Here is a 13,309-nt window from a genome sequence, read left to right as displayed (position 1 = left end):
CTAGAATTTTTGCCAGTAACTCGATTATCAGGTAACTCTGGTATCAGCAAAACTTGTGAAAGAATTCAGATATAGCGCTTTTTAGCCTAAGCCAAGTGATAATATTAAAATAACATTGGCTTAATATCCAGATAATATTACCACCCGTTCTTTGCATACCGAATTAGAGCAACCTAACTAACTCTCTCATTCACAGATTATTTGAACTGTTATTTTAAACTCACCCAAAATGACGCTTAAAAATTTTGGCTGCATTGCTATAGCAACTGCCTTAGCCATGTGCTTAACTACTTTCAAAGAAGCACAAGCACAGACTGATACCACTAATGCAATAGTGGTTACACCGCTAGTACAACCTGTTGTAATAACAGAAGCAGCCAAGAAAAAAGCCTGGTATGAAATTCTATCTATCAGGGGGTATGCTCAAATAAGATATAACCGCCTGCTAGAGACTAACCCAGACCTGAAGTGCGACCAATGCGATAAGTCTCTCGGTGAAGGTGGTGGTTTGTTTATCAGAAGAGCCCGTTTGATCTTTAGCGGAAATGTGCACGAGCGGGTATTTGTATATATACAGCCTGACATTGCCTCCTCACCAAGCTCCACTACACTAAACTTTTTCCAGCTCAGAGATGCATACTTCGACGTAGCGCTCGACAAGAACAAAGAGTATAGGTTTAGAGTGGGACAGAGCAAAATCCCATATGGATTTGAGAACTTACAATCGAGCAGCAACCGTTTACCACTAGACCGTAACGACGGAATAAACAGCGCCATTGCAAATGAGCGTGACCTAGGCGTATTCTTTTATTATGCTCCATCAGAAATTAGAAGGCGATTTGAAGAGCTTACAAGCCTTGGCCTTAAAGGTAGCGGCGATTATGGCGTGGCAGGCATCGGAGTTTATAACGGACAAACAGCAAATAAGCCTGAAGCCAACGATGACCTGCATGTTGTTGCCAGAGTGTCTTACCCTTTTAAATTGAAGAACGGTCAATTTATAGAACCCGGCATACAGGCCTACACAGGTAAGTATGTAGTTACTAAAGATCAAATTTCATCAGGCGTAAACGTTGAGGCAGAAAATCAACTGGAAGAAGGGTTCACCGATCAACGAATAGCTGCTACATTGGTTATCTATCCACAGCCACTAGGGTTTCAAGCAGAGTATAATATCGGAGAAGGCCCAGAGTACGACCCCGCCACAAAAACTATCAAGGTTAAAGACTTACACGGCGGCTATGCTCAGGCGATGTACATGATGAAACTGAACAACCAAGTATTGATACCATTTTTGAGGGTTCAGTATTACGACGGCGGCAAAAAGCATGAGAAAGATGCAGCAAGCTACTTGGTGTATCAAACGGAGATAGGTGCAGAGTGGCAAATTGTTAGGAATCTTGAACTAACAGCTATGTACTCAATAGAAGACAGAACAGTTAAAAATGCGCAGGTTCCTTTAAACAGGCAACACGGCAACAGGCTAAGGCTACAGGCACAGTTTAACTTCTAATTACATGGCACTTAAATGAGCAGGCCCGTTAGCAAAAATGCCAATGGGCCTGCTTATTTTGTTTTCTAGTTTATACTAGCCTCAATTTTCAGTAAAAGCCATTCTAAGTTTCATAAGCAAGCATGTTCTGTGTCTTAACATTAAAATAACATTGAGGTAATAAAGGAGTAATACTAATCCAGTTATTTTGCACCACGATTTAAGAGCAAAAGCAAAAGCAACAGCAGCCTGACTAACTGCTCTGCCTCACTCTCAATTTAAAGTATAAAGTATAAGTGACTTAGACTACCATTTATACTTTATCGTCGTAACAGATTTTAATTTATTTCTCACCCTAAATTAAAAGGACGTGTTAATTAAAAGATTAGGTGCACTTGTTGCGCTTACCTTATGTATTGCTTCATTTAACCTTGCCAGCGCGCAAAGCATCAACAAATCAAAATTTGGCAAAGGCTTACAGTTTATTGCCGCCGACTCTTCTTTTAGCCTGAAATTCAGCACACGTTTCCAGATGCTTTACCAGGGCGCCATCAATAATTCTTCAGAGCAACTAGAAGACAGATTCCTGATCCGCAGAGCACGTCTTAAGTTTGAAGGTTTTGCTTACTCTCCTAAGCTAGAATATAAAATAGAATTAGGCCTTAGCAACAGCGACATCGGAAACGACGACCCTGCCAGATTTAATAACGCTGACAATATCATACTTGACGCGGTAGCCATGTGGAACTTTGCGCCGGGCTGGGAATTGTGGGTAGGTCAGACAAAGCTGCCTGGCAACCGAGAGCGTATTATATCTTCTCAGAAAATGCAGTTCGTAGACCGCAGCTTACTTAACTCCCGCTTTAACATAGACCGCGACGCAGGCTTACAATTACACCACACACATACTGTAGGTACTGCCATTGTCCGTGAATCTGGTTCCATTTCTATGGGCGAAGGCCGCGACATAACAGTAAACAATGCCGGTGGCTATGATTACACTGCTAAAGTTGAAGTGATGCCTTTTGGCGAGTTTGAAGGTGGTGGCGCTTACGTGGGCAGCGACATCTACCGCGAAGAGACACCAAAGCTTGCCATTGCTGCAGCATACAACTACAACGACAATGCCTCTAGAGAAGGAGGCCAGCTTGGCGACTTCCTTAGCGATCAGCGTGACCTAAGCACTGTGTTTGTGGATTATATGTTTAAATACAAAGGCTTCTCTTCTATGGGCGAATATGCTAACAAATCAGCTCCGAACGGACCGGTAGTACTTAGAACAGACGAGGGTGCTGTTGAGGAAACGTTTGTAACTGGTAACGCTTTTAACATTCAGGCCGGTTACCTATTTCCGAGCAATTGGGAGATTGCAGGTCGCTACACTACTTACAATCCTGATGAAGTTACCAGCTTAAATGCACAAGAGCAATATACGCTGGGCTTATCAAAGTATATTGTAGGCCATAGCCTGAAAGTACAAAGTGATGTAACGCTACAAGACACACCTGGCAGAGAGAACACTTTTCTGTTCAGGGTACAGATGGAAGTGGCGCTGTAATTCTAAAAGCTTAACAATAACTTAATATAGCAGGCTTCTTATTATGAAAGCTTTCGTCTCTCTTTGCAGTCCAAAACAGGGAGGTGAAGTACATCAAAGCCTCTAAATACAACTAGTTGATAACCATTAGAGTATACCAACTGGTGATAAAAGTAAGATTAATTAAGAGACTAAAAAATAATCAAAAACTAAATCCAACTCTGGCTTATGTTAAACTTTAAGCTTTCTAGTGTAAAATTTAATGCTGCGGTTCTTCTAGGCGCAACACTTATGTTCAGCTCCTGTGGCGGCAACAACGAAGAAGGTGCAGGCGGTGATCTATCTGGAAGTATCCAAATCGACGGTTCTTCAACTGTTTACCCTGTTACAGAAGCAGTAGCTGAAGAATATCGTGCCGAGGCTCCGGATGTAAAAGTAACAGTAGGCGTATCTGGTACAGGTGGCGGATTTAAAAAATTCACACGTGGCGAAATCGATATCGTAGACGCTTCACGTCCGATCAAAGATTCTGAGGCAAGCGTAGCACAGGAAAACGGCATTTCTTATGTAGAGCTTCCGGTTGCTTATGATGGCCTTACAGTAGTAGTTAACCCTGAGAATGACTGGGTAAAAGACATCACCATTGACGAGCTAAAGAAAATCTGGGAGCCAGCTGCACAAGGTAAAATCACACGTTGGAACCAGATCCGTCCGGAGTGGCCTAACCAAGAGATCCACTTGTATGGCCCTGGCGTTGAGTCTGGTACTTATGACTACTTTACTGAAGCCGTGGTAGGCGAGAGCGGTGCTAGCCGTGGCGACTATACTGCCAGTGAAGACGATAACGTACTGGTACAGGGCGTGTCTACTGATGTGAATGCGCTTGGCTTTTTCGGTTACGCATACTACGATGAGAACAAAGACAAACTTAAAGTTGTACCTGTAGACGACTTGAAAGACGATAACGGCAAAGGTGCTATCACACCTACGCTAGAGACTGTAAAAGACGGCTCTTATGCTCCGCTTTCTCGTCCGCTGTTCATCTATGTAAGCTCTAAGGCAACTCAAAGCCCTGCAACAGTAGATTTTGTGAACTTCTACTTAGACAGTGCTGCTGAGCTTAGCCAGGAGGTTGGTTATATTCCAATGCCTGCAGAGATGTACAAAGAGCAGAAAGAGAAGTTTAAGCAATTTGCTGAGGGCACAGCTAAAAAACAATAAGTTTAAATTAATGCCGCTGTACTAGCTAATTTGGCTAGCGCAGCGGCATTTTAACTATACAGCACCTTGAGAGCATCAGAGAAAATTATCGAGGGCTTGTTGTGGTTATCTGCAGTAATCACAATACTCATCACTATAGGCATTATCTGGGTTCTACTCTCAGAGTCTATTGGCTTTTTTCAGGTTGTACCGCTATCAGAGTTCTTAACCGAGAAAGAATGGACGCCACTTTTTGCCGATAAGAAATTCGGCATTATGCCACTGGTGGCTGGTACGCTGCTTACTACTGGCGTAGCCATTGCCGTAGCCTTACCAATTGGTTTAACCATAGCCATTTACCTAAACGAGTATGCCCACGATCGCATGCGTTTAGTTGTAAAGCCGTTGTTAGAGGTGCTTGCAACAATCCCTACAGTAGTGTATGGCTTCTTTGCCTTAACAGTGGTTACACCATTTCTGCAGACCATTATACCTTCTTTAGCTGGCTTTAATGCACTTTCAGCAGGTATAGTAATGGGCATCATGATCATCCCAATGATCTCTTCTTTAAGCGAAGATGCCATTAGCTCAGTTCCGCGTTCGCTGCGTGAGGCAGCTTATGGCATGGGCTCTACGCGCTTGCAAACATCCTTTGGGGTGATGGTGCCGGCGGCATCTTCGGGTATCGTGGTATCAGTTATACTTGCAATTTCCAGGGCTGTAGGTGAAACCATGATCGTGGCCATTGCAGCAGGTCAGCAGCCGCGCCTAACGCTAAATCCGCTGGTGCCCATCGAAACCATTACAACTTACATTGTACAGGTAAGCTTAGGAGACGTGCCGCGTGGCTCTTTGGAATACAAAACCATTTTTGCCGCAGGTATCACATTGTTTGTGTTCACGTTTGCACTGAACAACCTCAGCTTCTGGATCAAAAAGAAATACCAGGAAAAGTATGACTAACTCAGACATCAACAGGCTTAAGGATAAAGCCTTTCACATCTTCGGTATCTTTTGCACCTTCATAGGGCTGGTAGTTCTTGCCATTTTTCTTTTCGATATTGTTGTGGAAGGAGTTGGGCGCATTAACTGGGACTTTCTAACAAGCCTGCCATCGCGTAGGGCTAGCCGTGCCGGTATACTTACTGCATGGGTGGGTACGCTCTGGATACTTGTACTCACTACACTCATTGCTTTCCCATTGGGGGTTTCGGCGGGAGTATACTTAGAGGAATATGCTAAGAAGAGCAGGATAAATAATTTCCTGGAGATCAATATCGCCAACTTGGCCGGGGTACCATCTATTATTTATGGTTTGCTTGGATTGGAGATTTTTGTGCGCCAGATGCGTTTGGGCGGCAGCTTACTGGCTGGTGCATTAACACTGTCACTGCTTATACTTCCGATCATCATTGTTACCACCCGGGAGGCGATAAAAGCAGTTCCGCGTAGTATCCGCGACGGCTCTTATGCGCTGGGTGCCTCTAAGTGGCAGACTGTTTGGAACCAGGTGCTGCCAGCATCTTTTGGTGGTATACTTACAGGTATTATCTTAGCATTATCGAGAGCAGTGGGCGAGGCAGCGCCGCTTATCGTTATCGGTGCACTGGCGTATGTTCCCTTTACACCATCATCGCCTTTAGATGAATTTACAGTACTGCCAATCCAGATCTTTAACTGGACATCGAGGCCACAGGAGGAATTCTTAACCAACGCGGCCGCAGCCATTATTATACTATTGATCATCACCTTTATGCTGAACGGCATTGCTGTTTACCTGCGCAACAGGCAGCAGAAAAAAATAAAGTGGTAAACACACCATGGGTAAAAAAACAAAATTAGAGGCAATAGACCTCGATGCATACTACGGCGATTTCCACGCTCTAAAAAGTATAAATATAGCCATGGAAGAGAAGGCTGTTACGGCTTTTATCGGTCCATCCGGTTGTGGTAAATCTACGTTCCTGCGAACCTTTAATCGTATGAACGACTACATCGAAGGCTTTAGAACAGAAGGCCAGATACTTATCGACAACAAGGACATCTATCAGAAAGACGTTCGTGTGGATGAGTTGCGAAAGAATGTGGGAATGGTGTTTCAGAAGCCTAACCCTTTCCCGAAGAGCATTTACGAGAATGTGGTATATGGCCTGAAAATACAGGGCGTAAAGAAAAAATCTGTGCTGGAAGAGGCTGCCGAAACATCATTGAGAAGAGCCGCCCTTTGGGACGAGGTAAAGGATAAACTACACAAATCAGCGTTGGCGCTTTCCGGTGGCCAGCAGCAGCGTTTGTGTATTGCCCGCGCCTTGGCTATTTCGCCATCAGTGCTTTTGATGGACGAGCCTGCCTCTGCCCTGGACCCAATATCTACAGCAAAGGTAGAGGAGTTGATTTATGAGTTAAAGAACGACTATACCATTGTAATTGTAACACACAACATGCAGCAGGCAGGCCGCGTTAGTGATTATACTGCATTTTTCTATATGGGTGAGCTGGTGGAGTTTAACAAAACAAAAACCATGTTTACAAGTCCTAAAGACGAGCGCACTCAGAATTACATAACAGGCCGTTTCGGTTGATCTGAGAACCCCGTTATTTATATTTGTTTTCTTTTGCATTCTCACCCATCAATTTAAAAGATATCATGCCGCATATAGACGTAGAGTTAGAACGCCTTAAAACCAAACTCCTGGAGATGTGGGATTTGGTAGAATACCAGCTGCAGAGTGGCCGTGAAGCTATGCTTAATGCAGACCAGGAACTGGCCAAGCTGATCGTGAAACGCGATAAGAAGGTAAACCAGTATGACCTGAAAATTGATCGCATGTGCGAAAATTTCTTCGCGCTGTTTACTCCTGTTGCCGTAGATTTACGCATGGTATTGGCTGTGCTTAAAATAAATGCCAATCTAGAGCGCATCGGCGATACAGCAGAGGGTATAGCTCGTTTTGTTCAGAAACTGGATTCCCCTGTTGATTCTCAACTATTGGAATTGACACAGGTGCTGCCGATGTATGAAGAGGCACTGGCCATGTTTGCTGAGTGCCGTGTTGCTTTTATCTCGAATGATCCGAAACTGGCTAAGGCGCTGATAAAACGTGACAAGATGCTGAATAAGATCTACCGTAAGTCTGACGCGGTAGCTACTAAGTTTATGCAGGAAAACCCAAATAAGATCTCTGAGGCACTAGCTATACTTTCCATCATTAAAAAACTAGAGCGTGTAGGTGATCAGGTGACCAACATTGCAGAAGAGATTATTTTCTACCGCGAAGCCAAGTTTGTAAAGCACAAGCAGGACAAGAAAAAGAAGAAAGATTAGTTGCTGGGGCAAAACAGAAGATTCAGCAAAGTATAAACAGAAGAGCATGGACTATAGTAGTTCATGCTCTTTTTGTTGAGACAGGTTACCATCCTATGGCTTTAGTGTAAGGATGAAGCTGTCATTTCGATATCGCGAGAAATCTATTTAAGATTAGTTGTGGAAGCATACTATAGAGATCAATCTTAAAGGTCGAGATAGCAGATAAGTTTTGATTAACGTTATTATGTCTCGGCCTGCATTTATGAGCAATCCGCTATTAAGCCATACAACCAGCCAACAAATTAACACTTTAGCAATTCAGCGATTTGTGCCGTACCTTTGCAGCAAATTTGGGCTGAGATGCTGTTTAAAGAAGTTTTATACCTGATACAGAAGGACCTGGTACTGGAGTGGCGACAGAAGTATGCCTTTAACGGCATGATCCTGTACGTCAGCAGTACGGTGTTTGTATGCTACCTCAGCTTTGGGCTGCGCTCTAATGTGCTAACGGTACCAGTGTGGAATGCAGTGCTCTGGATTATACTTCTGTTTACATCAGTAAATGCCATTGCCAAAAGCTTTATGCAGGAGAACCGAGGCAGGCTTTTATACTTCTACTCTATTGTGAGTCCGCAGGGGGTTATACTTGCCAAGATCGTGTACAACGCGCTGCTGATGCTTATTCTGGCTCTGATTTGCTTTGTGTTTTATGCGTTTGTGCTTGGCAACCCGGTGCAGGATGTGCCCATGTTTCTGCTTACCATATTTTTAGGAGCTATCGGGTTCTCTACTTCGCTTACCATGATCTCGGGCATCGCTAGCAAAGCGGCTAACAGCAGCACGTTAATGGCGGTACTTAGTTTTCCGGTTATCGTACCCATGCTGCTGATGCTGATAAAGATGTCGAAAAACGCGCTGGATGGGCTTGACCGTAGCACTAGCCTCGACGAACTGCTGACATTACTTGCCATAAACATGATTGTTATCACCGTTTCTTACATCTTATTCCCGTACCTTTGGCGCTCGTAAGGCGAAAGTAGCTTTGAATAAATATAAAAGGCTTTTTTTGAAGCCGGAATGGAGACAAAATGATACAATAAAGTGTTGATTGTCTGAAGGAAAAGCAGAAAGCTTTAGATTTATAAAGTAAAATGAAAAAAAACTGGTGGAAAATATTGGCTGTCGTGCTGTTGGTATTTACAGTAGTGGCCGGTATGTTATCTGAGGTTCCGCGGTTGGCTATACTTAACGAGACCATCCGTAACCTATACTTTCACGTGCCGATGTGGTTTGGCATGATCCTGATCTTGCTGGTGTCAGTTGTCTACTCTATCAAATACCTGCGCAATCCTACGATCAAAAACGATGTAATTGCCTACGAGGCTGCCAAAGTAGGTATACTTTTCGGTGTGCTGGGTATTGTTACAGGCATGGAATGGGCAAAGTTTACCTGGGGCGAGTACTGGAGCAACGACCCGAAGCAGAACGCATCGGCTATTGGCTTGCTCATCTACTTTGCTTACCTGGTGCTGCGAAGCTCTTTTAACGAGCAGCAGCAGCGTGCCCGCATCAGTGCTGTGTACAACATTTTTGCGTTTGCAGCGCTTATTCCGCTGTTGTTCATACTTCCTAGGCTTACCGATTCGCTGCACCCCGGCAATGGCGGTAACCCCGGCTTTAACTCCTACGATCTGGACAGCCGCCTGCGCATGGTATTTTACCCCGCCGTATTAGGCTGGACGCTGCTGGGCATCTGGATCGTGAATGTAAAATCAAGATTAGAATTAATCAGACAACGCTTATATGAAACTGTTTAGAATACTGGCAGTGTGTTGCTTTATACTTTTCGCCACTGCCGGCATACAGCAGGCCCAGGCTCAGGTTGCTGAAAACACAGCCACAACTGTGGCCGAGCCTGAGATTGAAATGGCAGACACCCTGCGCCAGGATGGAAAGATTTATGTAGTGGTAGTGGTGCTGCTTACCGTTTTGGGTGGCATGATCGCTTACCTGGTTACCTTGGACCGCAAGGTAACGAGACTTGAAAAACAAATGCGCGACTAAACAGCCGGAGGAAACAAGGTTTACGTAATAAGCTCAACACTCTTAATTTTTGTAGCAAATGAGCATCTACCTGAACCCCAAATTATACGTTACCCTCCAGCCTTTAGAAAATGTAAAACCGCACCCGATCAACGACGGACGTTTTGACCCGGCCTATGCTTATAAAGTGCTGGGCCTGCACAGCGCCAGCGAAACATCGGAGTGTTACTTTATACTTAGCAATACGCACAACGAGATTTGGTTTATCTCGCAACGCCACCTACGTGCTTACAAGCTTTTAGACTCTGATAAGCTTTATTTAAAGCTGGACGAAGAAAAAAAAGAGAGCTTTTTAAGCCAGTTAGCAGGCAAAGAACTTAGCCATAACAGCAAGCAGTAGCAAGTGCCCGGTGGTGTGTATAGAGCAAGTATAAAATAAGCCCTGCACAATGGATTTAAATTTTTCTGTTGTGTGTTAGGCTACTAGAAAAGCAGAATACTCAGTTTTTTACACAGATGAAAAAGACACACATCATCGGGATTTTAGTGATTGCAGTAGCAATTGTTATTATCATGTCGTCGGTTGGCGATGCCAGCACTTACGTATCTTTTGGCGAAGCCATAGAGCGCGCTGATGACGGTGACATGACCAAAGTGCACGTGGTGGGCCGCCTTAAAAAAGACCCGCAGGGCCACATTGTAGGCATGCAATACGACCCGCTTGTTGACCCGAACTACTTTACCTTTATGCTGGTGGACACAAACCGCTATGAGCAGAAAGTAGTGTACTACAACCCGAAACCACAGGACTTTGAGCGCTCTGAGCAGGTGGTAATCACCGGTAACATGCAAAACGATGTGTTTATCGCTGACAAGATCCTGCTGAAGTGCCCTTCTAAGTATACCGAAAAAGAAGTACAGCAAAACACAGCCAGCCTGTAATATAAGTTTAGGAGTTATAGAGTTTAGGAGTTAAAAAGTATAATTCTTAAACCATTTAACTCTCTAACTCTTTAACTCTATAACTCTTTAACTTTCAAAGATGATTAATACGCTGATTGGGGATGTGGGCCACGCAAGTGTGATCGTTGCTTTTGTGGCGGCTATCGTGTCCTCTTACGCTTATTTTATGGCATCTCGTGCCAAGATAGTTGCTTCCGGCGATAACAGCTGGCGCAAACTGGCTCGTGGTGCTTTTTACGTGCATGGCTTTGCCGTACTGATGGTGATATTTGCGCTGTTCAACATTATTTACGAGCACCGCTACGAGTACTATTACGCTTGGAGCCACTCCTCTAACCACCTGCCGGTTTACTACATGATCTCCTGCTTCTGGGAGGGCCAGGAAGGCTCTTTCCTGCTGTGGATCTTCTGGCATGTGCTGCTGGGATTTGTCCTGATCAGGGGCGGCAAAAAGAACAAAGAGTGGGAAGCGCCTGTGATGGGTATTTTCTCGTTTGTGCAGCTGTTCCTTACTTCTATGATTTTGGGAGTAGTTATAGGCGATTTCAAGCTTGGCTCCTCTCCTTTTATCCTGATGCGCGATTTCATGACAGATGCCCCGGTGTTTGCCATGGACCCGAACTTTGTGCCACAGGATGGTACTGGCCTTAACCCATTGCTGCAGAACTACTGGATGGTGATTCACCCTCCTACCCTGTTCCTTGGCTTTGCCGCTACGTTAGTACCGTTTGCTTTTGCGATGGCCGGTCTTTGGAAAGGCAATTTCACTGAGTGGATTCGTCCTGCCCTGCCTTGGGCACACTTTGCGGCTGTAACACTTGGTATTGGTATCATGATGGGTGCTTACTGGGCTTACGAAACACTTAACTTCGGTGGCTACTGGAACTGGGACCCTGTAGAGAATGCGGTATACATTCCGTGGCTGGTGCTGATCGGGGCTATCCATACCATGATAGCCTACCGCCGTGGCAAGTCTGGCTTAAAAGCCTCGTTTATACTTGTAATCACTTCATTTATACTTATTCTTTACGCTACCTTCTTAACGCGTAGCGGTATATTAGGCAATGCCTCCGTACACTCGTTCACAGACCTTGGCTTATCAGGCCAGCTATTTACCTACCTGGCTGCCTTTGCTGTGTTGGCTATTGGCCTGCTGGTGTACAACTGGAAAAAGATCCCTACAACAGAGAAAGAGCTTTCTACTTACAGCGGCGAGTTCTGGGTGTTCATCGGTGCCATTGTGCTTTGCCTTGCAGCTTTCCAGGTGTTGTTTACCACTTCTATCCCGGTTTATAACTCGTTCCTGGGCTTTATCGGCATAGAGTCCAATGCTGCCTTACCAGCCGACCAGATTGCGCACTATACGAAGTTCCAGCTTTGGGCAGGTGTGGGTGTGGCCATACTTACAGGTATCGGCCAGCTGCTGTGGTGGCGCAAAGGCGATAAAGGTGGCTTTACAGAGGCCATCATGATGCCGGGTATGCTTACCCTGCTTTTCGCCAGCTTGATCATCGTGCTCTCTAAGCTGGGTGTGATTGGCAACGAGACTATCGACAACCCTATTTACATCACGTTACTGGTAGCTTCATTGTTTGCTGTGTTTGCGAACATGAGCATCATCCTGAACCTGCTGCACAAAAAAGTTACACTTTCAGGTGGTGCGGTGGCTCACATCGGTATAGCCCTGATGCTGATTGGTATTCTTTTCTCTTCAGGCTATTCCAACATCGTATCGCAGAACACATCAGGCATGGTTTACTCCAGAGAGTTTCCTGATGATATTAACCGTGACAATGTGCTGCTATGGCGCAATACTCCAGTTGAGATGGACAAGTACACTGTTAGCTACCATGGCCAGTTTCAGGAGATAGAAGGCGTTCCGGGCTATGTAAACCGTGAGTTGCTTTTCCCGACTGCTGATGAATACAAAGCCATTGCACGTGGTCGCATTCAGGTAGGAGACAAAGTATACTTCGAAACAGGCGACACGTTGAACCTGCAGTCTCCGGAGAACACTTACTACGAAGTGCAGTACAAAGAGCGCGAAGGCGATAAGACCTTTACACTTTACCCACGTGCGCAGGTTAACCCGAACATGGGTCTGCTTGCCTCTCCGGACATCAAGCACTTCGCAGACAAAGACCTTTACACGCACGTTTCATCAGTACCAGACCCGAACGAGGAGAAAGACTGGGGAGACCTGAAAGAGTATGAATTGGCTGCCGGCGACACTATTATCCTGAATGATTATGTAGCGCAGTTTAATGGTGCCGAAGTTATCAAGACGGTGCCAGGTATTACCCTAAAAGAAGGCGACGTGGCAGTACAGGCAGACTTGAAGATCTTCGGAGAAAAGAAGACATACCACGCACACCCTGTCCTGATTTACAAAGACGGTATGGCTGGGTATTACCCTGAAGTAGTTGCTGACCTAGGTTTGAGACTGACGCTGATGAACGTTGATCCGGCAGCGGGTAAATTCAAATTTGGTGTAAACGCCACGCAGAAGGATTACATTATTCTGAAGGCAATGGAGAAACCGTTCGTAAACATACTTTGGATCGGCACCATTGTGATGTCTATTGGTTTTGTGATGGCTATTATGCGCCGCAACCAGGAAGGCGGAACACCAAAGGCTGCCAGAAAGCAGAAAGAGCCAAAGAAAGTACAGGCTGCATAGTATAGCCTTAAAAAGTATAGAAAAGCCTTTGCCCCACCGGCAAAGGCTTTTTGTTTTATAAAGCCATAGCCGTTAACTTGGTATTGC

13 protein-coding genes are annotated in these 13,309 nt (G+C 45.0%); all 13 read left to right on the top strand.

Annotation, left to right across the window (positions count from 1 at the left end; genetic code table 11):
- Positions 1–229 precede the first annotated feature (229 nt).
- Positions 230–1,513, top strand: coding sequence for a porin (locus H8S84_RS08155; protein WP_230407111.1), 1,284 nt, complete (start codon positions 230–232; stop codon positions 1,511–1,513).
- 349 nt (positions 1,514–1,862) lie between these two features.
- Positions 1,863–3,050 (top strand): porin, encoded by a 1,188-nt coding sequence (locus H8S84_RS08150; protein ID WP_317175432.1) that lies wholly within the window; start codon positions 1,863–1,865, stop codon positions 3,048–3,050.
- A 207-nt stretch (positions 3,051–3,257) separates the two neighbouring features.
- Complete coding sequence (locus tag H8S84_RS08145; protein ID WP_187066837.1) at positions 3,258–4,250, top strand: PstS family phosphate ABC transporter substrate-binding protein; 993 nt, start codon at positions 3,258–3,260, stop codon at positions 4,248–4,250.
- 66 nt (positions 4,251–4,316) lie between these two features.
- Positions 4,317–5,192, top strand: coding sequence for a phosphate ABC transporter permease subunit PstC (pstC, locus tag H8S84_RS08140; RefSeq protein WP_187066836.1), 876 nt, complete (start codon positions 4,317–4,319; stop codon positions 5,190–5,192).
- Positions 5,185–6,042 carry a phosphate ABC transporter permease PstA gene (gene pstA / locus H8S84_RS08135; RefSeq protein ID WP_187066835.1) on the top strand — a complete coding sequence of 286 codons (858 nt, stop codon included), beginning with the start codon at positions 5,185–5,187 and terminating at the stop codon, positions 6,040–6,042. Before pstC ends, pstA begins: the two co-directional genes overlap by 8 nt.
- 7 nt (positions 6,043–6,049) lie before the next feature.
- Positions 6,050–6,811 (top strand): phosphate ABC transporter ATP-binding protein PstB, encoded by a 762-nt coding sequence (gene pstB / locus H8S84_RS08130; RefSeq protein WP_187066834.1) that lies wholly within the window; start codon positions 6,050–6,052, stop codon positions 6,809–6,811.
- 65 nt (positions 6,812–6,876) lie between these two features.
- A complete protein-coding gene (phoU, locus tag H8S84_RS08125; RefSeq protein ID WP_187066833.1) occupies positions 6,877–7,554 on the top strand; it encodes a phosphate signaling complex protein PhoU in 678 nt (225 codons plus the stop codon).
- Positions 7,555–7,896: 342 nt separating this feature from the next.
- Complete coding sequence (locus tag H8S84_RS08120) at positions 7,897–8,565, top strand: heme exporter protein CcmB (RefSeq protein WP_187067352.1); 669 nt, start codon at positions 7,897–7,899, stop codon at positions 8,563–8,565.
- A 122-nt stretch (positions 8,566–8,687) separates the two neighbouring features.
- Positions 8,688–9,353, top strand: a complete 666-nt coding sequence (gene ccsA, locus H8S84_RS08115; protein WP_187066832.1) for a cytochrome c biogenesis protein CcsA — start codon at positions 8,688–8,690, stop codon at positions 9,351–9,353.
- Entirely contained in the window at positions 9,340–9,600 is a 261-nt protein-coding gene (locus H8S84_RS08110; RefSeq protein ID WP_230407110.1) for a CcmD family protein, read from the top strand. The genes ccsA (H8S84_RS08115) and H8S84_RS08110 overlap by 14 nt, the downstream gene beginning before the upstream one ends.
- Positions 9,601–9,658: 58 nt before the next feature.
- The gene (locus tag H8S84_RS08105) at positions 9,659–9,979 is read left to right on the top strand and encodes a hypothetical protein (protein WP_187066831.1); all 321 of its coding nucleotides are present in this window, start codon (positions 9,659–9,661) and stop codon (positions 9,977–9,979) included.
- A gap of 116 nt (positions 9,980–10,095) precedes the next feature.
- Positions 10,096–10,521, top strand: coding sequence for a cytochrome c maturation protein CcmE domain-containing protein (locus H8S84_RS08100; RefSeq protein ID WP_187066830.1), 426 nt, complete (start codon positions 10,096–10,098; stop codon positions 10,519–10,521).
- 100 nt (positions 10,522–10,621) lie between these two features.
- Positions 10,622–13,222, top strand: a complete 2,601-nt coding sequence (ccsA, locus tag H8S84_RS08095) for a cytochrome c biogenesis protein CcsA (RefSeq protein WP_187066829.1) — start codon at positions 10,622–10,624, stop codon at positions 13,220–13,222.
- Positions 13,223–13,309 lie beyond the last annotated feature (87 nt).

Origin of the sequence: Pontibacter cellulosilyticus, assembly GCF_014306105.1 — a bacterium.
In the GTDB taxonomy this organism is placed as follows: Bacteria; Bacteroidota; Bacteroidia; order Cytophagales; family Hymenobacteraceae; genus Pontibacter; species Pontibacter cellulosilyticus.
Note: the sequence above shows the minus strand (reverse complement) of the source record. Positions and strands in the feature narration are given on the sequence as shown.